This window comes from Sporocytophaga myxococcoides DSM 11118, assembly GCF_000426725.1.
Taxonomy (GTDB): domain Bacteria; phylum Bacteroidota; class Bacteroidia; order Cytophagales; family Cytophagaceae; genus Sporocytophaga; species Sporocytophaga myxococcoides.
On the sequence record NZ_AUFX01000009.1, the window covers coordinates 32,960 to 57,769 of the forward strand.

At 36.2% G+C, this 24,810-nt stretch carries 25 protein-coding genes; 12 read left to right on the plus strand and 13 right to left on the minus strand.

Going from position 1 to position 24,810, the window contains the following annotated elements:
* The first annotated feature begins 60 nt into the window (after window positions 1–60).
* Window positions 61–474 carry a hypothetical protein gene (locus tag K350_RS0110970; RefSeq protein WP_028979956.1) on the plus strand — a complete coding sequence of 138 codons (414 nt, stop codon included), beginning with the start codon at window positions 61–63 and terminating at the stop codon, window positions 472–474.
* Window positions 475–516: 42 nt separating this feature from the next.
* Here K350_RS0110970 and K350_RS0110975 read toward each other — a convergent pair whose 3' ends face one another.
* From K350_RS0110975 to K350_RS0110995, 5 genes are all read right to left on the minus strand, one after another.
* On the minus strand, window positions 517–1,509 hold the full coding sequence (locus tag K350_RS0110975) for an HAD family hydrolase (protein ID WP_081670963.1): 993 nt from the start codon (window positions 1,507–1,509) through the stop codon (window positions 517–519).
* A 31-nt stretch (window positions 1,510–1,540) separates the two neighbouring features.
* Window positions 1,541–2,530: a formylglycine-generating enzyme family protein gene (locus tag K350_RS0110980; protein WP_037575257.1), complete on the minus strand. Its 990-nt coding sequence runs from the start codon at window positions 2,528–2,530 to the stop codon at window positions 1,541–1,543.
* 59 nt (window positions 2,531–2,589) lie between these two features.
* On the minus strand, window positions 2,590–4,254 hold the full coding sequence (locus K350_RS0110985) for a SulP family inorganic anion transporter (protein WP_028979959.1): 1,665 nt from the start codon (window positions 4,252–4,254) through the stop codon (window positions 2,590–2,592).
* A gap of 77 nt (window positions 4,255–4,331) precedes the next feature.
* Complete coding sequence (locus tag K350_RS0110990) at window positions 4,332–6,002, minus strand: SulP family inorganic anion transporter (protein WP_028979960.1); 1,671 nt, start codon at window positions 6,000–6,002, stop codon at window positions 4,332–4,334.
* Window positions 5,995–6,903 (minus strand): YihY/virulence factor BrkB family protein, encoded by a 909-nt coding sequence (locus tag K350_RS0110995; protein WP_028979961.1) that lies wholly within the window; start codon window positions 6,901–6,903, stop codon window positions 5,995–5,997. The genes K350_RS0110990 and K350_RS0110995 overlap by 8 nt, the downstream gene beginning before the upstream one ends.
* Before the next feature lie 212 nt (window positions 6,904–7,115).
* On the opposite strand from K350_RS0110995, the gene K350_RS0111000 reads away from it, so the two are divergent.
* Window positions 7,116–7,352, plus strand: coding sequence for a hypothetical protein (locus K350_RS0111000; protein ID WP_028979962.1), 237 nt, complete (start codon window positions 7,116–7,118; stop codon window positions 7,350–7,352).
* Between the two features lie 53 nt (window positions 7,353–7,405).
* Here the strand turns inward: K350_RS0111000 and K350_RS0111005 are convergent, their stop codons facing one another.
* The 3 genes from K350_RS0111005 to K350_RS0111015 all read right to left on the minus strand — a co-directional run bounded on the left by K350_RS0111005 (window position 7,406) and on the right by K350_RS0111015 (window position 9,840).
* Complete coding sequence (locus tag K350_RS0111005) at window positions 7,406–8,257, minus strand: universal stress protein (RefSeq protein WP_028979963.1); 852 nt, start codon at window positions 8,255–8,257, stop codon at window positions 7,406–7,408.
* A gap of 48 nt (window positions 8,258–8,305) precedes the next feature.
* Complete coding sequence (locus K350_RS0111010; RefSeq protein WP_028979964.1) at window positions 8,306–8,686, minus strand: hypothetical protein; 381 nt, start codon at window positions 8,684–8,686, stop codon at window positions 8,306–8,308.
* 119 nt (window positions 8,687–8,805) lie between these two features.
* On the minus strand, window positions 8,806–9,840 hold the full coding sequence (locus K350_RS0111015; protein ID WP_281169227.1) for a DnaJ C-terminal domain-containing protein: 1,035 nt from the start codon (window positions 9,838–9,840) through the stop codon (window positions 8,806–8,808).
* A 47-nt stretch (window positions 9,841–9,887) separates the two neighbouring features.
* On the opposite strand from K350_RS0111015, the gene K350_RS0111020 reads away from it, so the two are divergent.
* Together K350_RS0111020 and K350_RS0111025 are read left to right on the plus strand one after the other, a co-directional pair.
* Window positions 9,888–10,685: a hypothetical protein gene (locus K350_RS0111020; protein WP_028979966.1), complete on the plus strand. Its 798-nt coding sequence runs from the start codon at window positions 9,888–9,890 to the stop codon at window positions 10,683–10,685.
* 115 nt (window positions 10,686–10,800) lie between these two features.
* The gene (locus K350_RS0111025) at window positions 10,801–11,361 is read left to right on the plus strand and encodes a hypothetical protein (protein ID WP_028979967.1); all 561 of its coding nucleotides are present in this window, start codon (window positions 10,801–10,803) and stop codon (window positions 11,359–11,361) included.
* Window positions 11,362–11,424: 63 nt separating this feature from the next.
* On the opposite strand, the gene K350_RS0111030 is transcribed toward K350_RS0111025, so the two are convergent.
* From K350_RS0111030 to K350_RS0111040, 3 genes are all read right to left on the minus strand, one after another.
* Window positions 11,425–12,099, minus strand: coding sequence for an NAD(P)H-binding protein (locus K350_RS0111030; protein WP_028979968.1), 675 nt, complete (start codon window positions 12,097–12,099; stop codon window positions 11,425–11,427).
* A 138-nt stretch (window positions 12,100–12,237) separates the two neighbouring features.
* Window positions 12,238–14,892: a T9SS type A sorting domain-containing protein gene (locus tag K350_RS0111035; RefSeq protein ID WP_156027001.1), complete on the minus strand. Its 2,655-nt coding sequence runs from the start codon at window positions 14,890–14,892 to the stop codon at window positions 12,238–12,240.
* 248 nt (window positions 14,893–15,140) lie between these two features.
* Window positions 15,141–15,680: a hypothetical protein gene (locus K350_RS0111040; RefSeq protein ID WP_028979970.1), complete on the minus strand. Its 540-nt coding sequence runs from the start codon at window positions 15,678–15,680 to the stop codon at window positions 15,141–15,143.
* A gap of 115 nt (window positions 15,681–15,795) precedes the next feature.
* On the opposite strand from K350_RS0111040, the gene K350_RS28325 reads away from it, so the two are divergent.
* From K350_RS28325 to K350_RS0111075, 7 genes are all read left to right on the plus strand, one after another.
* Window positions 15,796–16,176: a PRC-barrel domain-containing protein gene (locus tag K350_RS28325; protein WP_051313048.1), complete on the plus strand. Its 381-nt coding sequence runs from the start codon at window positions 15,796–15,798 to the stop codon at window positions 16,174–16,176.
* A gap of 75 nt (window positions 16,177–16,251) precedes the next feature.
* The gene (locus K350_RS0111050; RefSeq protein WP_028979971.1) at window positions 16,252–16,614 is read left to right on the plus strand and encodes a DUF3127 domain-containing protein; all 363 of its coding nucleotides are present in this window, start codon (window positions 16,252–16,254) and stop codon (window positions 16,612–16,614) included.
* Between the two features lie 9 nt (window positions 16,615–16,623).
* Entirely contained in the window at window positions 16,624–17,037 is a 414-nt protein-coding gene (gene arfB, locus K350_RS0111055) for an alternative ribosome rescue aminoacyl-tRNA hydrolase ArfB (protein WP_028979972.1), read from the plus strand.
* A 31-nt stretch (window positions 17,038–17,068) separates the two neighbouring features.
* Window positions 17,069–17,779, plus strand: a complete 711-nt coding sequence (gene bamJ / locus K350_RS0111060; protein WP_081670965.1) for a BamJ family beta-barrel-assembly machinery protein — start codon at window positions 17,069–17,071, stop codon at window positions 17,777–17,779.
* Between the two features lie 59 nt (window positions 17,780–17,838).
* Window positions 17,839–19,077, plus strand: coding sequence for a DEAD/DEAH box helicase (locus K350_RS0111065; RefSeq protein ID WP_028979974.1), 1,239 nt, complete (start codon window positions 17,839–17,841; stop codon window positions 19,075–19,077).
* The gene (locus K350_RS0111070; protein WP_051313049.1) at window positions 19,074–19,565 is read left to right on the plus strand and encodes a TlpA family protein disulfide reductase; all 492 of its coding nucleotides are present in this window, start codon (window positions 19,074–19,076) and stop codon (window positions 19,563–19,565) included. The genes K350_RS0111065 and K350_RS0111070 overlap by 4 nt, the downstream gene beginning before the upstream one ends.
* Window positions 19,566–19,576: 11 nt before the next feature.
* Window positions 19,577–20,179, plus strand: coding sequence for a thioredoxin family protein (locus K350_RS0111075; RefSeq protein WP_028979976.1), 603 nt, complete (start codon window positions 19,577–19,579; stop codon window positions 20,177–20,179).
* Window positions 20,180–20,202: 23 nt separating this feature from the next.
* Here the strand turns inward: K350_RS0111075 and K350_RS0111080 are convergent, their stop codons facing one another.
* Window positions 20,203–20,472, minus strand: a complete 270-nt coding sequence (locus K350_RS0111080) for a hypothetical protein (protein ID WP_028979977.1) — start codon at window positions 20,470–20,472, stop codon at window positions 20,203–20,205.
* Between the two features lie 155 nt (window positions 20,473–20,627).
* On the opposite strand from K350_RS0111080, the gene K350_RS31040 reads away from it, so the two are divergent.
* The gene (locus tag K350_RS31040) at window positions 20,628–22,055 is read left to right on the plus strand and encodes a PAS domain-containing sensor histidine kinase (protein WP_156027002.1); all 1,428 of its coding nucleotides are present in this window, start codon (window positions 20,628–20,630) and stop codon (window positions 22,053–22,055) included.
* A 4-nt stretch (window positions 22,056–22,059) separates the two neighbouring features.
* On the opposite strand, the gene K350_RS0111090 is transcribed toward K350_RS31040, so the two are convergent.
* Window positions 22,060–24,750, minus strand: a complete 2,691-nt coding sequence (locus K350_RS0111090) for a cation-translocating P-type ATPase (protein ID WP_028979978.1) — start codon at window positions 24,748–24,750, stop codon at window positions 22,060–22,062.
* Between the last annotated feature and the right edge of the window lie 60 nt (window positions 24,751–24,810).

Genomic DNA, 24,810 nt, shown 5'->3' on the forward strand with positions numbered 1-24,810 from the left:
TGCAACGTTAAATTGTAAATTCAAGTAAAAGAGGCAATTAACCTTCTAAAACTTTCAATTATGGCTAAAATGTTAATGGAGCTCAAAAGTCACAAAGAAAATTATCTTATGATTAACAATGATGCTTCAGACCTCGGAATTCTAGAATTCTATGGAAATCATACCGATTTAACAAAGCCTTATTATATTCAGATAAGATCGGTTAAAAATCCGGTTATAAAAGGGGAATTTATTAAAAATGATAGTCAGGCAGAGACAGAAGCCAAGGTTTACCTTTATTTTGATGAATTTACTTTTGGAAAAATCTGGACCATTGTAAGCAGTAACTCCTCCATTTTTTTAGATCTTTCCGTAAGTGAAAGCGAACATTTCCGGTTTGACAGACATGGAGAACTTATTTATACCAAAAGATATACTTTCAAAGAAGCTTCACTAAAACTTAATTCATTTCATCAGAAGGAATGGGTGTATTAATATACGAATCCATTTTACCTGTAATAATAAAAATATTCAGGATTACTTATTTTTAAAAACTGTTTTCCAATCATCTTTAATACTTATCACATTCCAGCCATTGGCAGCGGCTGCCTGGAGAGAAACATTGTCTTTTTCCTGATAGCTGAATTCTCTTACTGCATCATTGTGGTTGATTAAAAGTTGAAATGAAGGTCCTTTTCTTTCATCTGAATAAGTAAGCATAGCAATATCTCCTCCTGACTTTTCATTACCTGCAACAAACACGGGGATCTTTCCTATATGATAGCTTATATTGACAGGCTTTTCTTCTTTATCATTAAAACTCTGCATTATAGTATCTCTCCATAATGCGTGTTTTCCGTCAACTCTTTTAAACTCCAGTTTCAATGTACTACCAATTACCTGCTGCACAGGTATTCCATAAATATCATCTGAAAAAGCTCTGATAAATTCTGCATTACCTCCGGAGCAGATCCATGTCTCAAACCCTTTATCTCTTAAGAAAGCCAAAAGTTCCAGCATAGGTTGATATCCTAGTGAAGTAAATGGGACATTGAATCTGGGATGTTTTTCATTATTCAAAAAGGTTGCAATGTCTTTTTCAAATGTTCCTTCGGTTCTATTGCCATATGCAGCTAATGCCAACTCCATAACTCCTTTGTGGTTATTCATTTCAAAGAAGGCAGTATCTTTTTCGACTACAGCTTTAAATGGTTCTTTTGTTTTCAAGGAAGGATCTTTAGCAATCATTGCTTTGATAGTCTTAAGTAAGAACACCCCCTCTATCAAAGGCTGTTCCGGCCATAAAGTTCCATCATTATCGAATACTGCTATACGTTTTTCAGACTCAATATAGTCATTGCTCCCTTCCCTCGTGACCTTCTCCACAAATTCAAGGATTGCTTTTTTATTCATCCCCTCTTTCCATGAAGGAAGAGGGTCAATGCTTTTTACATAATTAACAGAGGAAAATAAAATTGCTGTTGTTACCGAAAGAAGCAATACAGAAGCCCTTCTAAACACTACATTCATGTTGATTTAGGGTAAACCTTTTTCTTAAAACTTATAACTTATTACTTAAAACTCTTACAATGCATCTGAACCCTATATGGCAGGATCCTGAATCAATCATTTGAGGAGAGCGGGCAGCTGGCCTGAAACGGAAACAGTAATTCGGGGCACAGAGATGACTTCCTCCTTTAAGAACCTTTCGGGGTATTTTTATATCAGGCTGGTGAGGATCAAAACTTGCGTCTCTTTCTCCTCCCCGAGGATTAGATGGAATGCAACATGCTTTTGATTTATCTGCCTTATGTCTTGAGACATACCAGTCTTGGGTCCATTCCCAAACATTGCCGCACATATCGTGCAAACCATAACCATTTGCTGGGTATACTCCTACAGGAGAAGTTCCTTCATACCCGTCCAAGTTAAAGTTCTGCCAAGGGAATTCTCCCTGCCAGAAATTAGCCATCATCTTTTTGTTTGGAGTCATCTCATCTCCCCACTCAAAAACTTTACCTTCGTGTCCACCTCTCGATGCAAACTCCCATTCCGCTTCCGTAGGAAGTTCTTTACCTATCCATTTTGCATAAGCTTCCACATCTTCCCATGCTACATGTGTTACAGGATGTTCCCATCTTTCTTTCAGATCACTTCCTGGGCCTTCAGGATGTCTCCAGTTTGCACCGTGAATAAATGCCCACCAATTCATATAATTATTCAGATCAACTCTTTTAGATGGTTTTTGAAAAACAAGGGAACCGGGAAGAAGCATAGCAGGATCAGCACCCGGATAGTCTTCAGCATTTAGAGGCCTCTCCGCTATGGTAACATAGGAAGTCTCTTGTACAAATCTTTCAAATTCCTGATTGGTAACATTGAATTTATCCATCCAGAACCCTTCTACCTGCACTTCATGAGCAGGGCTTTCCTCTGGGTAATGCGTATCCGAACCCATCCTAAATTTTCCACCTGGTATCCAAACCATACATGGGTGTGGTGCTTCATTAACTATATCAGATTTATCTGGACGAATAGTAATATCTTTCATAGGTATGCATCTGTTGTAACCAATGATACAAACCTCCGGTAAAAATATATGTTTAAAAGTTACTGCTGCTCTTTAATCCACTGATATCCATCTTTGCGGGCATGCATTAATGGTCTTCCCAATTCAGAATCAAAACGATAGACATTTTCTTTTCCAATCTCTTCCAACAAATCTGTTCTGTCAAGCTGATGGTAGACTAACTGTCCCACTCCCACCAATTTTAAAATGCATTTATGTTCTTTGAGGTGTTCCAGATATTCTTTAATAACGGTAACAAATGTACTTCCAATCTCTTTTCTGCCGCGAAGTCCTATAATTACTACAGAATGTTCTGCGTTATCCGCATTCGGAAGAAGGTCTTTCAGCACATATGCTCCTGCAAAAAAGAGGCTACCTGATGGATGGAGCATGATTACTTCATTGCTTTTAATTTCCGTTGGAGGAGGTATTTCTTTCAGAAAACCATCATCTGCCACTATCACTGCTTTTAACTTAACCCTGTTAGAAGCCTCCACTATTTGCAAGATAAAAGTAAGAACCACTGAACCGAGCACGGCAAACTGAATAGGTACTGCAAGTGTAGCTATAAAAGTAAACCCCATAATACATCGGGCTTGAATGCTTGTTTCCCATATTGTAAAAATCCCTTCCCGGTTGAGGGATGAAAACCCTGAAATGATCAAAATGCCTCCTAAGGCTGCCATTGGCAATTGCTCAATGAATCCACTCATTGTGAATACAAGTATTCCAATCATAATAGCTGATATGAAACTTGCCCATCTGGAATAGGCTCCAGCTGAAGTCAAGACAGAGGTATGACTTACTGACCCACAAACCGGTATGCCTGTAAAAAAACCTGAAACTACGTTAGCAAGACCTTCACCTCTCAAGTCTTTATTTGTGTCCGGATATTTTCCGCTGGGGTTTGGTCTCATATGACTCACACCTGCACTTTGTATGAATCCTATTAGAGCAATGGCTAAAGATGATATAAAAACATCTGGAATATTTTCATATTGAGGTAATACAAATGTAGGCAACTCATCAGGGATTTTATTGTCATTCCCTACAAGTTTGAGGGTTGATATTTTTATAAAAAAAGTTGTAAGTGTCGCTACTGTTAAAGAAAAAAACATAGAAAAATTTTTGAGTTTAGTTTTTTCCAGATAGAGAATAAGAATGATTGTCAGCATTGCTATGCCTATTGCATATAGATTAAATTCTTTGTAATGTAAAATAACATCCAGTGCCTTCAGTACTTTATTACTATGCTTACTTTCATAATACCCGAATATATCTGCAAACTGACTAAGAACAATAGTTATAGCTACAGCACTCAAAAAGCCTCTCATCACAGAGTTTGAAACAAACCTCATTAGAAAACCAAGTTTAAACATACCCATAAGAATCTGGATAAGACCTGCAAGTACGGTAATCAACACCAACACAGATATCTTCTCATCCTCACTGATGCCATGCAATGCACCCCTTGTTGCCAAAGCAAGTGCCCCGGTGGTAGACACAACCATGTATACAGAACTAGTAGTCCATGATCCAATAAAAGGACCAATGATAGATGCATACAAACCATGAATAGGATTCATACCAGCCATAGCACCAAGAGCCATACCTTCAGGCAGTGCCGCAATGCTTCCGATAGCTGCCGCTATCATATCCTGGGGGAACTTCAGTTTTTTGCCACTATGTCTCTTCTTCTCACTCATTTTTAGGGTAAAAAGATTTTATATTTCTGAGCGGTATTCCTTTTATAAAATACAGGTATGTCTTTATATTATAATGTTTAAAAGCTATTGTTGCTCTTTATCCAATTATATCCGTCATTCCGAGCCTGAATCAAACTTTTTCCGATTTCAGAATCAAACCTATAAATATTCTCTCTTCCTATATCTTCTTCAAGGTCTGTCCTGTCAAGCTGTTCATGAACACCTTTGTCTACACCTACCAATTTTAATATACATTTATGTTCTTTCAGGTGTTTCTGATATTTTCTGATAACAGAAATAAATGTACTTCCGACTTCTTTTCTTCCTCTCAAAACTATTATCACTACAGAATTTTGAGCATTGTCTGCCGATGGTAAAAGATCTTCCAAGACATAGGCTCCGGCAAAAAAAAGGCTTCCGGAAGGATTGAGCACAATAACATCATTACTTTTAACTTCTTTAGGAGAAGGTATTTCCTTCAGAAAACCATCTTCAGATAACACCAAAGAATTTAAGGTTACTCTATTAGAGGACCTCACTATCTGCAGAATAAATGTAAGGACCACAGAACCCACCATGGCAAACTGAACAGGTAAAACGAGGGTTGCAATAAAAGAAAATCCCATCATGCACCTTGCCTGAATACTCGTATCCCATATAGTGGCAATGTCATCCCATTTAATAGAAGAGAATCCTGAAATAATAAGAATTCCTCCAAGAGTTGCCATTGGTATTTGCTCAATGAATTTGCCCATTGTGAATACGCTTATCGCAATGATGATAGCTGATATAAAATTAGCCCATCTTGAATAAGCTCCTGCAGATATCATTAAGGACGTTTGACCAACTGACCCACATATAGGGATTCCCGTACATATTCCTGAAGCAATATTTGCAAGCCCCTCTCCCCTAAGATCCTTATTCTCATCCGGATATTTCCCATCAGGATTTGTTTTCAAATGACTCACTCCTGCTCCTTGAATAAATCCAATCAATGCTATGGCTAAAGAGGGAATTATTAAATCGGCAATATTTCCATACTCTGGTATAACAAACTTCGGCAATTCGTTTGGTATTTGATTTTCATTCCCAACAAGCTTGAGAGATGGAAATTTCATCGCATAGCAAAGCAATGATACTACTATCAAAGAAAAAAACATTGAAAAGTTCTTCAGTTTGGTTCTATCAAGAAAAAGTACCAGTACTATTGTCAGCCCTGCTACTCCCATTGCTGCCAGGTTAAAATCTTTATAGTGTAAGGCGATATCCAGAGTCTGTAATATTTTATTACTATGCTCACTTTTATAATAACCAAAGACATCTGCAAACTGACTAAGAACAATAGATATCGCAACAGCACTTAAAAATCCTCTCATGACAGAGTTTGATACAAACCTCATTAGGAAACCCAGTTTAAAGACTCCCATCAGAAACTGGATTATTCCGGCGAGTACCGTAATCAGAATTAAAGCAGAAAGTTTATCATTTTCCTCAAAGCTGTTCAATGAACCTCTGACAGCAAGAGCCAGGGCACCGGTTGTGGATATTGCCATATATACCGAGCCTGTAGTCCAGGCACCTACGAAGGGACCAATAATTGCTGCATATAAACCATGTACCGGATTTACACCTGCCATTGCTCCGGTAGCCATCCCATCAGGAAGGGCCGCAATCCCTCCCGTAGCTGCCGCTATAATATCCTCCGGGAACTTCAGCTTTTGGCCGCTATGTTTCTTCTTCTCACTCATTTTTAGGGTAAAAAGATTTTATATTTTTCAATGTGGTATTTCTTTTATAAAACACGTATACTTTAGAAAATTCAGCCGAATACATAAGCACACAATTGCTGTAAAAGAACCAAAGTTGAAACGCTAATAAAGATGCAGTGATACTGGTATCTGTTTCTTTTCCTACGATTACAATCATAATTTCTCTCCCTATTTCCTGCAATACTCCTCCAAGAATTCCAGCAGGAAGAGCTTCCCTTATACTCACTGAATGGGGAGGCATGGATTTGAAAAAAAAAGTATAAAGAACAGATGTAAAAAATATTTGTATGGCAACTTTCAATAAGTCAATCCCAAAATCCTTATAAAGGGAAATCACTAAGGAATGGCCTAAATAAGGACGGGGTAATATGCCATTTATTATTACAAAGGCGGTAATAACAAGTAATGAAGACACAGTAGTTTTAAGATCATCATAGTTTCTTTTGATTGCTTCGACAACCCCAAATCGATCGCGGATATCTCCCCATATGAGTTCTATGGAATCTTTGAGCTGTGCAAAATAATTAACCGTCCCCAATATAAATGTTATAATAGTAACCCCTGCAAAGGTTGATTTATCAGAAGGTGGAAAGCCCTTCTCTCTTGTCAGCAAAAACTTTATTACTTCTATAAAATTGGGAGGAAAAAAATCGGCAATTAATGGAAGAATTACCTCTTTTGTTTTCTGCAGACCAAATGTCTTTAAAGAAAAGAGATATACAAATGCCACCAATGGAGCTATTGATAAAGATTGATAAAAAGCCAAACCCGTAGCAAGATTGGTACCTTTATCTTTAACCCACTCCTTGTAAGCCTCAAAAATCAGTTTCCCCAGAATGGCAAATTTCCTTGTAATTGAAAGCAATATTCTCCGGAACATTGATATCCTCCGTTTTCATGCACGATGCTTCCAACATAAAAGGCTTTTTCCTCTTTTTGTTTTTATTCTTCAGATAAAATAAAGGGATATATTCTTCAGATAAGGAAAAAAACAATTTGAATATTATAAGAATTATATTAAAATTATATCATTACATAAAAGACTGACTTTACCAAAGGCTATAATTTTAATATCACTAGGGAATTATATTTATGAAAAATATCCAGATCGTTACTAAAAGAATCGAATTAAAATTTGACACAAATGGAATTGCGATAACAGACGTAGAACCTGTTATTGAAGAACTTTCGAAGGAATATAACATTGTAGACAATTTTCCTTCCATTACCATCCAGGAAAATTATCTATATGTTACATTTAAAGCATCAAAGAAAAATGCCAATAAGTCAAATATCGGATTCAGCTTTGGCTCTAAGGGAAATATTTAATTCATATTTGTTTTGATACAAATTAAGTTAGATCAAGTTCTTTGTGTGTTGTTCTATTTGGCTGATACATGTTCTTCCACCTTATGCACAGCCAGTATAGGTAATTGTGGGTTATATATAATTTCTTTTGTCTGACTGCGGGAAAATATTTTCTTGAGAAAACTTCTTTCATGTGTAGCAAGCACCAGTACATCAGCATTCTTCTGTTTCGCATAAGAATTAATACCGGCTTCAATATCATCACCTTCATTCAGATCAAAACTCATGTTCTTATATGATTGATTGAAAAGCAATTTATCTAAAGCATATTTTATAAATTCTTCTTCCTCATTATAATTATGTTTTTTCTGAATACTGAAAAAAGAAATCTGCGCATCAAATAACTGGGCAAGGTCAATTACAAAAGAAATACCATCTGTTTCATTTCCTTTTAGATCCGTTGCATAAACTATTTGTTTAATAGGATGATATTCTACATTGGATGGTACAACTAATACAGGACATCCGGATTCTTCAGCAACCGTTGCAGTTACGGAACCCATAAATATTTTTTTCAAACCTTCTGCACCTTCAGTTCCCATTACGATCATGTCAACATTTTCTCTTCTTGCAAAATAAGGTATTTCATCTTCTGGAATTCCATATTTTACGACATAATCATAAATTACATTGTCACCTTTGGATAAACCATTGATGATATCCTGCAATCCTCGCCTTGCTTCTTCCTCAGCTTCTGTAACAATATCACTTGACAGATAGCTTGCAGTACCTGGCTCTATAGGAGTAATGTGATATAAATTAATTAAGATAAGCGACCCACCAGTAAGTTTAATCATTTCATTGGCAAAATTTACTCCTCTATAAGAGACATCAGAGAAATCTACCGGACAAAGAATCTTTTTCATAACCACCTAAACTTTAAATTCCCTCTTGTAATCACAACAATCAAACACTTACATATAGTTTTCCTTTCCGGCGTTGAAAAAACGTTGTATCAGATGCAACTGAAAGCCTGCTGTCATCTTCTGGGAAGGATTCCCGTTCATCAGAATCAAATAACTACCTAGCTCAGATATTTTATAATCAGCAAGTATCGTATGACCATCATAGCTTCTGAATATTTTTTTAAAATTAAGTTCTTCAGGAATATGAAGCGACTGAAGAATCATTTTAGCCCTGCACACGGCCTCTTCAAAGTCATCCTCATCATGACCTATAGTTCTCCATAAATGACTCAAATACTCTGATGGTTCAGGCAAAGAAGCTACCATCCTGTCTAAATTATCTTCCTCTTCAAAGGGAGCATAATTGTATAATTGAATTTCAAATACCATAAATCAAATTCAAAATGAATTAGCAATTGAAAAATCCTGTTAATCATCATAATCCATCACTTGATTATAAGGTCTAATGAGCTGATTAACACTGACTCTTTTAAAATGCTTAATCCCGGTTAAACTTTAGCATATTCTCTTAAAGTGGCCAGCTGTTTAAATAAAGCTTCCTCTTTTTCTGATAAATTTTTAGGTAACTGAACAAGTACCTTTGCATATAGATCACCATTCTTACCGGATTCATTATAAACCGGCATTCCTAGATTTTTCAATCTGAGCACTTTACCATTATCTGTTCCTTTCGGTATATCTACCTTTATCATTCCTTTTAAAGTATTTACTTCTGCTTTCCCACCCAAAACCAAGGTATAGAGATCAACAGGAACATCAACGTAAAGATTGTCACCTATGCGCTCATATTTATGATGCTTTACGACTCTTATAGTAATATACAGGTCTCCAGGTCTACCTCCACCTGTGCCCTGGCCACCTTTTTCTTTGAGCTTTATAATTTGTTCATCAGCGATTCCAGGTTTCAGTTTTATCCTTAAAGGCTGATCTTTAACATTTACAATTCTTTCTGTACCTCTGTAAGCTTCTTCCAAAGTTATTTCAAGTTCTGCCTGAAAATCATTTCCTTTGTAAGATCGGCCTGCAGTAGAGTATCCTCCTTTGCTTCTTCCGGAACGGCTGAATATACTTTCAAAAAAATCAGCAAAACTTTCCGCATCAAAGCCTCCTGAACTGCTGTATTCATAGGAACCTCCTCCACCGAAAGGATTATAAGTACCACCTCCGCCTTGGTTTTTCATTTGCTCATAATACTTCCAGTTATCTCCCATCTCATCGTACTGTTTCCTTTTTTCAGGGTCGCTAAGAACACTGTTGGCTTCATTAGCTTCCTTGAACTTAGTTTCAGCTTCCTTATCTCCGGGATTTTTATCTGGATGATATTTCACCGCCAGCTTTTTAAAGGCTTTCTTAATCTCATTCTGCGAAGCAGTTTTGGAGACACCAAGTATTTTATAATAATCTTTATACTCCATACCATATGATCCTAATAGATAAACAAGTGTTGAACAAAGCTTGTTCTTTGAAGTGCGTAACACAATGCAGAAAAAGGAGTTGCTTCGTTGCAAAATAAATGGTTCCATTGCGAGTTATTTATTTTCTGTACCTTTAATTAAATAACAGATTAGTAATGTTTGAAATATCAATATCTATTTTCCTTGTATTTATAGTATTTATTATTGTAAGAGGATTTATGAAAAATTCTAAAGAAGCAAAGGAATACCATCAACATTTAGAAGAAGGCCTTAAAGATGAATACATAACTGATCCGGAAACAGGAGCAAAATACACTTTAGAAGAAGTAGAGGCTGAACAGTGGGTTAAACTTGAACCTGAGTTAATTTCGACTGCTAAAACTGATATTAACAAGCTATTTAATGAAGAAGAAATAGAGACAGAAAAAGCACTAAATCATTTTAGAGATAATCCTCAATATCGAAAAGTTATGTTAACTGAGGATCAAATAAAAATACTTGGACTCACAAAAATTCTAAGCAAATATAAAGAATGGACATATTTCAGTCCGTTTCAAATAGAATATTGTTCTGGCATATTATTTTTCCCCACTATAACAGTATCATCAGGACCTAGATCTTTCTCTTATATGACACAATGTATGGTTTGGATAAAGCTAGATAAAAGTTATGGTCATTATTATTTAAGAGAAAAAACAACGACTGAAAGGCTTTTGGATTTAATAAGGGAGGACGATGAAATTAAACTTACTAACTACGAATCCTTTACAATCAATAAAACAGAAAGTTCTTCCCAACTAAATAAAATCATTGAAAAACTCGAAGGAATAGAAGGTTTAGAAATTGAATTGATAGAAAATAATCTCTTTATAAAAAACACCATGCAGATAGATATTAATGAAGTTACAAAAATTGAGAAAATAATAAAAAATGTAAGTCTATCATGCAAATGACATTGAATTAAGATTTTCAGAAAAAAACGATAAACCAATATAAAAAATTGTTATACTCAATTAGATGAATTGAAACAAGGAAAAACGTCAACACATTTTATTCAATTTTTTACTAATGAAATTTAAAAGATTATTTCTTTCAATTTTAATATTAGTGACTATTTTATGCTTTTTCCGAGGTTGGCTTTATAGAAATATTGTTACCTACAAATCAATCGGACAAAGGCAAAGTTACTTGCCAAGGGATAAAAACCTTATATCCTCTATTGAAGCAAATGTTGATGGTAAGAAAAAAATTGATATTAAGAGCATAATAGAACTTGGACTTTCTACTACAGCAAAACATTTGCATTATTCAGTTAACCCAACGACCAATGATCCCAACAAACTTATATACACTAAAGCAGCACATTGTGTAGGTTATTCCACCTTCTTTGCCGCAACCTGTAACTACCTTTTGAAAAAATATAATCTGGATAAAAATTGGAAGGCCCGACCACAAATTGCTCAACTTTATATATTTAAAACAAATATTCATCAATTTTTCAGTACCCCATTTTTTAAAGACCATGATATTGTTATAATAGAGAATCAAAAGACGGGTGAACTATTTGCCGTTGATCCAACATTAAATGATTATTTCTATATTGATTTCATTTCCTTCAAGAGCAACTGAAAGATAAATATCTTAAATTCAATTAACCTTTTAGATAACCCTTAAATCTTCATACTTTGAACTTTAAGCTTTGTGCTTTTTTAAAAGATCAACGATCTCATCAGACTCAAACACATGCTTTTCTCCGCTCATATTAGCGATATAAACCATTGCTTCTGCTACAGAATGAGCTTCTATAGCTCTGTATTTTTTCATTTTACCACGAAATAACGGACCCACCAGTTTCATTAAAAACTTTCCGGCTTGCTCTCCTGGTCGCGATTCGCTTCTATTCCCGAGAAGAAACGATGGACGTAAAAAATAAACTTTGTCTTTTAAAATTTCATTAAGTGCTTCTTCCATTTCACCTTTAGTCTTTAAATAAAAATTGGAAGTATGGGAACTAGCACCTATAGAAGAAATAACTATCATCTTTGAAATGTTCTTTGCAGAGGCCACCTCAGCTATAAGCTTTGGAAACCCTAGATCTACTTTTCTAAATGCTTCTTTTGTTCTCGCTTTTTTAATAGTAGTACCAAGACAGCAATAAATATCGTCTCCTGTCATTTCGGTTACCAACAAAGACTTATTGCTTAACTCAGTGATTATCTCCTTTACTTTTCCATCTGCAAAACCAGAAGAATGTCTTCCGAAAATTTTTATTTCATTATAGCGATCATCCTTGTTTAAAACTTTAACAAGTTCAGTCCCCACAAGTCCTGTTGCACCAAATACCAATGCTGTTTTTTGACTTTTCATTGTTGTCGATTGTTTTCCTGAAGCAATCTAGTAAATTTTGCTTGATTCACCGCGATCAACTATTCTTTAACTAAGACGGGGAAAGATAGTATAAAAATAGCCTGGCAGTTAATCTTGCCAGGCTTTGACACTCAATTATTATTGTACAGAAAGCTTAAATACTTTAATTCCATTCGGGTTGTGAATGTTCAATATATATAATCCGGTTTTCAATGAAGTTATATCTACTTGTCCATTCTTTAAAGGAAGCTCGCCTGCGAAAATCCCTGAAGATGAATAAGCCTCTACTTTATATACATCTTCCATTCCGAAAACAGAGATTACATTTCCTGATACTGGATTTGGATATACTCCTGCTGATAGATGCATTTCAGAGAAGATACTTTCCTCCTCAACACCTTCTCTAGCACCACCAATCTGATAGAAATACATAATATAAGCTTCTCCTGCTGTTCCATTATTGGTAACATCTCCCAAAATCACATTGTCACCATTGATTGCTACATCTATTGAATTATAGTTTACAACTCCTCCAACAGAAAATGCCCCTGTCTTGGTCCAATTGCTATATCTTTCATAGCGGTAAACTTTTCCCTCCAACGGAGATCCTACTAATAAACGTGTGCCATCTAAAGCAACATCATCTCCAAATGATAACCCGGCCGTACTTTCATTTAATACTTGCTCTGAAGCCCAGGTTTGGTTAGTTCTTTTGAATATGGTAACATAACTCTGATTGGTAGAGAATTTTTTATGAGAAACGGCAAGATAATCAGCACCCATAGAAACATATTGTCCAAAAATCTGATTTAGGCCAAAGCTTGCAGGAATTAGTTTTTGTGAATAATAAAATGACCCACTATTTAATTTATATATATAGACAGCCCCTGCGTCAGTTCCATTGGCATTATCGTCCCCTTGAGCTCCTATTGCCAGATAATCACCTTTAAGGCTAAGCGATGCTCCAAAGCCTTGATAAGAACTAAAAGATGCAGGAAGAATTTTCTGTATAAAGTTCCAATAACTACCATTCCAGTTAAAAATATATACAGCACCACTTTCACTTCCTTGTGAATCATCTCCTGTTGCGCTTACAGCCAAATAGTTTCCATCAGTTGCCACAACATCTCCAAAATAATTATTAGCAACTTCATCCGGAGCCGAAACAAATATATAAGGCGCATCTTCAATCTTAACTCCTGAAGAAGATAAAATTTGATAGGTATGAACAATACCTTTGTTGTTATTAATTCCTTTGGCTCCTATAGCAGCAAAGTTACTGCTTAAGGCTACACTGCTACCATAATATTCATTAACGTCAGAAATAGCACTATAGAATTTTTTCTCAAAATACCATTGACCGTTGATCTTTTTCAGCAAGGAAACAGCACCGGCATTAACATCTGCGTCATCTGATCCAGGATGACTAACCAAAGCATAATTGCCATGGATGGCAACTTTAGAACCTGTTTCATCTCCTAATTCAGGGAATACATTTGCAGATATTCTCGATCCGTTTGATCCATTCACAACAGGAGCGTTGAGATCATACACATACACCGCTCCGGATGCATTTTTTCTGTCGCATGGTGTTGTGCCTGAATCAAAATTGGTACGATCTGTAAAGTCTCCTATAAATATCTGAGAGCCAGAAAGTGCTACAGAACTTCCCCATGAAGACATTATATTATCATATTCAGAAGGGGACTCCAGTATATCTGTTTGTCTATATTGCCCATCAATATAGTTCAGCAAAACTACCCTTGTGCGCGTTGTCGCCTGGTAACCTTTAGAAACAGAAATGGCTATTGAGGAATTTTCCTTTATATATAAATCCTCAATATATGGGTTTTGGTCAATTACGGCAGAAGTATCTATTCTATAAGTTAAGCCTAATGGAAACCTGATATCGGAAACGCTTTCCACTGCATTATAACCTAGCTTTGCCACTCTTATGTATGCAGAGCTGGTGCCTGAGGAAAAATTTGTAGCTGCACTAAATACAATTGAATTGCCATTCACAAAAGCAAGTCCGGCCAACACCTGAGTTCCTGTTGGAATAAGTGAAGAACTATTTATCTCTGTAAACAAATTGCCATCAATTCTGAAAAGTCTTACAGCATTTCCATTCTGGATAACAACGATGTTATTATCTGTAATACCCTGAATTTCTCCAGCAGCATTGCCAATATTTAAAGCAGTTGCATAGGATACACTTGAACCGGAAACGTTATAAAGATTAAGCAGTGACTGTGCGCTATTATAAACCACTATTTTACTTCCGTTCGTAGCTACTCCAGCCCCGGTAAACTCTCCACTGTTTATAGGAGAAGGAGCAAAAACTTTTGCGATCCTCGTAAAATTGGAACTTTCATTTGGTCTGGAGTAAACATAAAATGCCCCTGATCTTGTAACAGTAGCCGAATAATCTTCTCTTTCAGCAGAAAGAACAAGGATATTATTTTTATAGGAAAATTTCCTTCCCAGTTTATTTTCAAAAGAAGTATTATAGTCCGGCAAAAGTGATTGACTCAATGTCCAGTTAGCTCCGTTTTGCTTGTATATGTGCATAGCTCCATAACCAATATTACACCCCCTGCTAACATTAGTGGTCTTATGTTCCGGATCAGACACAAACAGTGAATTTCCTGAATGAAGAGAATTCCATCCAAAAAAAGCAGCTTTCTGCAAGTCACCTGGATATATTTTTTGCTTGGGGACCAGAGCAAAAACATCTTGAAAGGTAAAGCTTAACCATAGCATGGTCAGCAAAGAAATAGTTGTTTTTTTCATTATGTGTTGTTTTTTTAGGTTGATTGATGTAGCCACTGAATATCTGCAGCTATCCGAGGGGCAACCTAAAGATTAATGAAAAATGAGTCAATTTCACAAGCAGTTTATAAACAGTCAATTTGAGTTAACCAAAACTACTTATTGATCCAGATATGAAGGCAAGTGGTAGCACCCAAAAAAATAAGGTGTTAAAATAAAAGATTTACATTCATTTATTTTAACACCAATTAAACGCACTTAAAAAAGGTCTACTCGAGTATCTCTTCAATAGATTCCATCTTCTCGTCAGTATATTTACCGCTTAAAGACAGAACAATATTACCTTCCGGATCAAGGACAAAAAAATAAGGAACGTCTTTATCCTTCAATTGCAGAGGATCTTTATAATTATCCATATCACCTTTGTAAAAAACTACGTGCTGATGAAGTCTCTTATCCAATGATTCTTTTGCCTTTTTCATGGCTGTTGCTGCAGCAGCTTTATTTAATCCGGTAAACATCGGCACAAAATACATATTCACATCATATTCAGGAATCAGAACATTCGTCTTCTTGGTTCCAGGACGAAAAGTATTCATCATAGGATCCATCCAGCTTGTAAGATCCTCTTCTGCCTTTTTGGAAAAAGCAATACCTACTAATGTATACTTACCTTTGCTGGTTGCTGGTAAGGTTACAGCTTTACCCTCTACAGTTATACCGGATAATTCAGGAAAAGCTTTATTTTTCTGAGCGAAAGAACAAAGAGCGAAACATATCGCCAATATTGTCAACAAAGGCCTATTCATATATTTATTATTTTGTATCAAATTTAGAATTTTTTGGACAAGAATAACAAGAGAACGATCATATGTTCACAGATGTTGAATTTTAAAGGTGGTATTTATTAAAAGTTGTAAGATTATGATTCGAGGAGGAGAAGGTTCAAGATTAGTTCCCGCCGGGGATTTGATAGGAACCAAAGTAAAAAATTTTGAAAATGAGGACCTGGGCCGCATTAAAGATGTTATTATTGATATGGAATATGGAGCGGCCTCTTATGCGATACTAACACACGGAGGCTTCCTCGGTATGGGCGAAAAGTTGTATGCAGTCCCTTTTCAGGCCCTTGAACTGAATTCTGAGAGAGATTCTTTAATGCTTGATGTATCGATGCAAAGATTGCATGATGCCCCAGGATTCGTGACAGAAAATTGGCCTGAAACGCCTAGTTATGAATACCTTACCGATGTCTATAACTATTTTGGTTATGAACTTTACTGGCTGGAACCCAGAGAAAAATAAAAATTTGTGAATAACCGGAGAACCAAGTTTTCCGGTTTTTTCCATTATTAATGTATCTTTGGCAAAATTTTAATTATGGCGTTAGAATTAACAGGAAAAGTTGTTAAAATCCTTCCGGAACAAACCGGTTCTGGGAAAAACGGAAATTGGGTAAAACAAGAATTTGTAATTGAGACTACCAACGAGCAATATCCTAAGAAGGTTTGCTGCTCGGCCTGGGGTGACAAAGCAGGGATTGTAAAAAATCTTAAATCCGGAGATGAAGTGAAAGTTGGCATCAACATTGAGTCCAGGGAATATAATGAGCGTTGGTATACAGATGTAAGGGCCTGGAAAATAGACACTGTAGGTGGTGGTGGTCAATCTTCAGATGAGCCATCAGGAGGTTATGCATTTGGTGCAGATTCTGGGGAATCCGCAGATGACCTACCTTTTTAAAACGATAAAATGATTACGGAAAAAATCAGTAATCTGCTTCGTGAAGTTACCTTTCATGCTAGCAGAAGCAGCGGCCCAGGAGGACAAAATGTCAATAAAGTCAACTCCAAAATCGAATTGATTTTTTCCGTAACCCATTCATCTCATTTTACAGAGGAAGAAAAACAGTTACTTTTTAAAAAACTTGGCCACAAAATTAATTCCGAAGGAGAGCTAAGAGTGGTTGCACAAGCGGAAAGAACTCAGACAGGTAACAAAAGACTGGCTGAAGTAAAATTTATTCAACTTATTGAAAATGCTTTAAAAAAGCCCAAGAAGCGAATAAACACCAAGCCTACACTCTCCTCTGTTGCTGACCGAAAGAATCTGAAGAAAAAACTTTCCGAAAAGAAATCACTCCGGAGAACAAAATTCTTTGATTAAGCTTAAATATTAACTTTTTAAACCATTAAAAATGAAACTAGTCAATGTATTTGCTGCGGCAGGATTGGGAATATTAGCCTTGTCTACTCCCTCTTTGGCGCAGAAAAAATCTAAAAAAGGAATGGAACAACAAACTTTTACATTAAAAACCAAAATCGACACTGTTAGCTATGCTCTTGGTGCCAATATCGCAGAAAATCTTAAACAACAAGGTTTTGAAAATTTAAACGTTGATGCGTTTGCTCAGGCATTCAAAGACTTAGCTGCTAAAAAACAGCCTCTTGTGACTTCAGAGCAGGCAAGAACTATTTTGAATGAATATTTTGCTCAGCTTCAGCAAGAAAAAGCAAATAAAAACTTGGTTGAAGGACAAAAATTCCTTGAAGAAAACAAGAAGAAGCCAGGTGTAGTAACATTGCCAAGCGGATTACAATATCAGGTAATCAAAGAAGGTGATGGACCAACCCCTAAAGCTACAGATAAAGTGACTACACACTATCATGGCACTTTAATAGATGGAACTGTATTTGACAGCTCTGTAGAAAGAGGTCAACCTGCAACTTTCCCTGTAAATGGCGTTATTCAAGGTTGGGTAGAAGCTCTTCAACTTATGAAAGTAGGTTCAAAATGGAGACTGTTTGTACCTTCTAACCTGGCTTACGGAGAAAGAGGTGCCGGCGAATCTATCGGACCAAACACTGCACTGATTTTTGAAGTAGAATTAATTTCTATTAGTCAATAAAAAAATTAAATCCCTGCATCCCGCAGGGATTTTTATTTTAAACTTAACTCATCATTATCTTGACATTTGAAGAACTTAACCTGGATGACGCAGTTCAACAGGCTCTAAAAGACATTGGATTTAAAACCCCCTCTCCTGTTCAGGAACTAGCCATCCCTGCCATCCTGGACAATAAAGATGTTATAGCCTGTGCTCAGACAGGTACAGGGAAAACAGCAGCTTATCTGCTTCCTATTATCCATAGAAACCATCTGAATCCACACCCCGGTATAGATACATTGATACTTGCTCCTACAAGGGAACTTGCAGTACAAATAGACCAGCAGGTAGACGGATTCAGCTTTTACACATCCGTTAGTAGCATTGCCGTCTATGGAGGTAATGACGGAAGTGTCTGGGAACAGCAAAAAAATGCACTGAAACAAGGCTCTCCTATAGTCATTGCTACACCCGGGAGACTTATAGCCCATCTTACATCTGCTCAGATCTCCTTTGCTGATCTGAAACATCTGATTCTCGATGAAGCAGATCGTATGCTTGAAATGGGTTTTTATGATGATATTGTTAAGATCATCAATTATCTTCCAAGACAAAGACAGAACATACTTTTTTCAGCCACAATGCCTTCTAAAATCAGGCAGTTGGCAGATAAAATATTATTCAGACCTGTACAGATCAATATAGCAATATCAAAACCGGCTGAAGGGATTGATCAGAGAGCATACATGACTTACGATGGTCAAAAGCTTCCATTAATCAAAGAACTACTACAAGGAAAGGAGGTTGAGCTTCCATCTATTGTAATTTTCTGCTCTACCAAGCAAAATGTAAAAATACTTGAGAAAGAACTTAAGAAACTAAACTTCTCTGTTAAAGGATTTCACTCCGACCTTGAGCAATCTGAACGCGAGCAGATCATGAACCTTTTCAGAAACAGAGAGGTGCAGATTCTGGTAGCTACAGATATTCTTTCAAGAGGTATAGATATTGAAAATATTAACCTTGTTGTGAACTACGACGTGCCTCATGATGCAGAAGATTATGTACACCGGATAGGCAGAACAGCAAGAGCTTCCAGCACAGGTATTGCAATGACCTTTATCAATGAAAAAGAGGTGAGAAAATTCAACAGAATAGAACAACTCATTGAGAAAGAAATACCCAAATTAGCGCTTCCTGATTTTTTGGGCGAAGGTCCAGCGTATGATGTAAAAGCTAAGCCCAAGTCATCTTCACCAGGCCAAAAGAAAAAGTTCTTTAAAAAGAAAAAAACAAATAATACCAACAACAAATCATGAGACAACTCTTTGTAGTTACTTTCGCAATCCTCTTAACAATTACATTTAGAGGCTATAGTCAGCAACAGATTCAGGTTGTAAACTATGATCAATTGGATAAGATAGTAAAAAGTACAAAGGACTCCGTTGTAGTGGTAAACTTTTGGGCTACATACTGCAAACCTTGCCTTGAAGAACTTCCATATTTTAGCGAAGCCGGAAAGTTGAATAAAAACGAACCTGTTAAGTTTATTTTTGTGTCGATGGATTTTACCTCCAAAAAAGATAAAGCTGCAGAAGTATTTAACAAATATAACCTGCCAGGAAAATGTGTATTGCTAAACGAGGATCCAAATATCTGGATCAATAAGTTAAATCCTCAGTGGGGAGGTGATATCCCTTACACTTTTCTGCAGGATAAAAAAGGAAATCGTACCCATTACCCAAAAACCTTTGCAACTTCTGAAGAACTTATTAATTTGATCAAAAAAGAATTAATCAAACAATAAACTTATTAGTTATGAAACACATTTTAGCGATCCTGTTTTTATTCACAGTTTCAATATCCATAGCTCAGACCTCTGGATATAAACCTGGTGATAAGGCAATCGATTTTTCATTAAAAAATATTGACGGTAAAAACGTTGCTTTAAAAAATTATACTGATGCAAAAGGCTATATAGTGGTTTTCACATGCAACCACTGTCCTTATGCAAAAGCATATGAAAGCAGAATAGAAGAATTAAATAAGAAATATGCTTCAAAAGGATATCCTGTGATAGCTATAAATCCTAACGATCCTGTTGCTTACCCTGAAGACTCTTATGAAAACATGCAAAAGAATGCTGCGGAAAAACATTTTACTTTTCCATACCTTTTTGATGAAACACAAAATATAGCAAAAACATATGGTGCTCTTAAAACTCCACATGTTTATATTCTTAAAAAGGTAAACAATGAACTTATAGTTAAGTATGTTGGTGCTATTGATGACAATTCGGAAAGTGCAAAAGACGTGAAGAAGAAATATGCTGAGAATGCCCTTAACGAATTGCTTCAGGACAAAACAGTTAAAGAGCCTGAAACAAAAGCCATAGGATGTGGCATTAAATGGAAAAAATAACTTTAATAATAAAGAGCCCCGCATTATATGCGGGGTTCTTTATTATAGGCTGACCTATACCTTTTTTTGTTTCTTTCCGGAAGCCTGATTATCTGACCAGTCTCAGTAACTGCATACTTGTTAGGAGGTGTAAGTATAAAATCGTCCTGAATTTCTTCCTCCCTTATTTTTTCCAGCCTCTTTTCAGGTTGTTCTTCGTAGTCTTTCCTCCGTTTATTATGACCATTACCAGAGTTAAAAATTCCAGATAGTCTTTCAGACAAATCATGTATTATTTGCTTCCACCCTTTCATCACAATGCTCTTTAAAAAAGAACAACGATTATTCTTGCCTGGTTTCACTTAAACTTTTTGATAAAAGTATTTTTTGTCATAGTTTTTATTCAATTAATCATAGTATCCTTTCTTATATTAGCGATATACTATATTAACCTTTACTAAATATCATTGTGGCAGATTACTTACTGGATGACTTCTTTTACCTTTCGGAAGAATGTATGTGCATTACAAGTGGCGACGGATACTTCCAAAAAGTAAATCCCGCTTTTGCAAAAACACTGGGTTATAATGAAGAAGAAATTTGTACGATGCATTTTTCCTGCTTCATATATCCTGAAGATTTAAAAATCACTTCTAAAATCTATAAAAGCTTCGGACAAGAAGTTTTCCCTAAAGACCCGCTTGAAATCAGATACCTTGCTAAAAACGGAAGTGTCAAATGGATAAAGTGGAACAAAGTAATAAAGGTCAATGATAATACAGTTTATGGTATAGGCAGGGATATCACTGAAACTAAAAAGTTTGAATCTGAAATTGAAGACAACAGAAACAAACTATATGAGATCATTGAGTTAGTTCCTCATCCCATTTTCCTCAAAGACAATCAAGGCAGGTATATTCTGGTAAACAAGGCCCAGGCTGAACTCTTCTGCACCACCATCCATAACTTACTTGGGAAAGACGACAGCCATTTCATCAAGGATGATAACGAGCTGAGAGGCATTCAGGAAAGTGATATTAAAGTAACCCTGCTTAAAGAAATAGTAACACTCCCCGAACAAAATATCACCCACCTTGATGGTACTAACAGAATTCTTCATACTACCAAAGTTCCCTTTATCAGTAATTTTGATAAGGAAGTCAATATACTTGGTGTTTCCATTGATTTAACAGAAGTAAAAAATGCAGAACAAGAGCTTAGAAAAATCAATTTTGAACTGGACAGTTTCGTTTACAGAGCATCTCATGATTTAAGAGCTCCACTATGCAGTATTACAGGATTATTAAATCTTATCAAAAGAGAAAAAGATCCTATGATCATCAATGAATGCATCGAACAAGCTAAAAGCAGCGTTAAAAGACTAGACTCTTTCATTGCAGACCTAACAAATTTCTCTAGGAACAATCGTCTCAGAATCATTTCCTCTCAAATCAACTTTACAGATATTGTTAACGAATGTCTGGAAAGTCTGAAATTTATGGACAACGCAGACAGGATTAAAATTGAGCTGAGCACTGAAGAATACTACGAATTCTATAATGACGAAAACAGATTGAAAATCATTTTTATGAACCTGATATCCAATGCTATCAAATACCATACACTGGAGCAACATAATCCCTTTCTAAAAATTCGGATATCAACTTCTAAAACTGGCGCATCGATTGAGATAGAAGATAACGGATCAGGAATAGAGCCTTCCTATCATCAGAAAATATTCGAAATGTTTTTCAGAGCTTCAGAAAAATCCTTTGGCAGTGGCCTTGGTTTATATATAGTAAAGCAAGTTGTAGATAGGCTTAATGGCAAGATATCATTAAAGTCAGAAGTAAACTCCGGAACGACATTCAGCATTATCTTACCTAATCAGGATTAAAATTTTAATCGATTATTCTTAATAGTCTTTTTAAGAGTTGAATTAAAACTACGGGCACCAGGCTTATCAGAATTATCCCTCCCCATATCTCAATTGAGAGCGGCTTCACTTGTAATATCCTTTGAGCTGCAGGAAGTATTCCAGTAATTGCCAGCATTGAAATACAAAAAAAAAGCGCCATCCATACAAATTTATTTCTTGTTATTTCATTCATAAAGAATGAACTCATAGCTGGTGATAAATTAAAGACATGCCAGAGTTGAGACAGGGCCAGTGAATAAAATACCATATCCTGTATTATTGCAGGTTCATTTGCATAGTGTTTTTCAAAAAACAATACTCCACAGAGAATAGAACCTGAAATGCATATGCAATAAGCAATAAGAGATTTCCAGTCCTTACCATCGAGCATTGGAGCTTCAGGATTTCTTGGGGGAAGTTTCATCACATTTCTGTCCCCCTTACCCAGGCCCAGAGCTAATGCGGGAAATACATCGGTAATTATATTAAGGAACAAAATCTGAAGGGGTAACAATACAATCCTTGGATCTATAAATCCTGAAGCTACCACCAGAACTATTTCACTGAGATTACATGATAAAAGGAAAATTATAAACTCCCTTATATTCTGAAAAATAACTCTTCCCTGAAAAATAGCTTCAACAATAGAAACAAATGAATCGTCTTTTAAAACCACATCAGCCGTATCTTTGGCTACCTGAGTACCTCTTGTTCCCATCGCAATTCCAATATCAGCTTTTTTTAATGCAGGAGTATCATTGATGCCATCTCCAGTCATGGCTACAATATTACCCTCATCCTGATAAAGGCTTACCAGATCAAATTTCTGGGCAGGAGTCACTCTGGCAAATACACGAGTATTCATTACACGTTCTTTGTCACGGCCATATATATCAAGTTCATGAAGTTGAGCACCTGTCATAAGTGAATTTGCTTCTTCCTCATCCTCTACGATGCCAATTTTTCGGGCTATGGTAAAACCTGTTTTAGGATGGTCACCGGTAACCATAATGACTTTTACTCCTGCAGTCTTACAACTCTCCATTGCAAAACCTATATCATGCCTGGGTGGATCCAGAAAACCAACCAAGCCGATAAAAGTAAGATCCTTAAGATACTCTTGCTCCTCCTCCGTCTGATGTTTTATTGCAAAAGCAAGTACCCTCAACCCCATCGATGAGATCCTTTCAGCCTCCTTATGCACGAGCTTGACAAAAGAACCATCCAAAGGCAACACTTCGGACTCTTTACGATATCTGCTGCATTTGGAAAGGATTGCTTCAACAGAGCCTTTTGAAGCTACGATAAACTCATCCCTGAATCTGACCATTACAGCCATCATCTTTGTATCTGAGCTAAAAGGTTTTTCATCAACTCTTATATATTCATCTTTCAGATTATGAGTATCAATTCCGCCGGAATATGCCAATTTCAGCAAAGCTATTTCTATAGGGTCACCAATAGCTTTTCCGGTAGACAAGCCAAGCGTAGCATTATTACACAGTGCTGAGATTAAATACAACTCATGCAAAGCATTTTCAACATCTGTTACATCATTATTAAGAAAAATATTTTTACGTTTATCAAAATCACTTTTCAATTCAAAAGTCTTGTGGGGAAAAGCTATTAAATTTACCTCCATCACATTCTCAGTAAGCGTACCTGTCTTGTCGGTGAATATGATATTTGTTCCACCTAACGTTTCAACTGAATAAAGTTTTTTTATTATAGCATTTCTTTTTGCCAGTCTAAGCATTCCATAGGCAAGAGCGATTGTAGAAACAATTGGAAGCCCTTCAGGAATAGCAGCAACTGCAAGAGCAATAGCAGTTTCCACAATTGTATAAATTTCCTGCTTTCTTAAAAGGCCAGCTATGATAAAGATACAAGCCATAGCTGCTGTAATCCAGATAAGAGTTTTAGTAAGTTTTCCCAGCTTCTCATCAAGTGGAGTTGATACATTTTCTGCACTCTGAGTCATCGTTGAAATTTTACCAAGCTCGGTATGCAAACCAGTAGCAGTCACTAAAAAATAACCGTTTCCTTTTATAACAGAAGTGCCTTTATAGACCATGTTAGTTCTGTCAGCCAGAGTAGTTGATTCGGGAAGAGATTCACATATCTTATCCACCGGAAGAGATTCACCGGTAAGCGGAGATTCGTTAATTTCTAAATTGTTAAGATTTACGAGTCTTCCATCGGCAGGGACCATATCCCCTGCTTTAATATAAACAAGATCACCAATCGCGAGTAAAGCTGAATCAATTTCGGTTAATTCAGCTCCCCTGATAACCTTAGCAAGAGAGATTTCAAGACTCCTCAACCCTTCCATTGATTTCCGTGCCTGCAATTCAATAAAAAAACCAATAAGAGCATTAATAAGGATCACACCACCAATGGCGATAGAGTTGGTGACATCGTGAAAAAAAAGAGAAATGATTGCAGCTCCGGCCAGAAGGTAAGTAATTGCATTCTGAAACTGTTCCAGTAAAATTTTTACGGCCGACTTTTCTTTTACATCTGCTAGCTTGTTAGGACCATATTGAACAATTCTGCTATTAGCTTCATCAGCAGTTAATCCATTCTTAGGATCAGATAATAAAAAATCCATAACCTTTTCTTCAGAAAGGGCATGGAATAAAAGTTCGAATGAAAATCCTGATTTATCAAGCACAAGAAAATATATACAAACTTAAGTTAAAATCAAAAACCTAAGTTTTGTAAACCTTAAAAA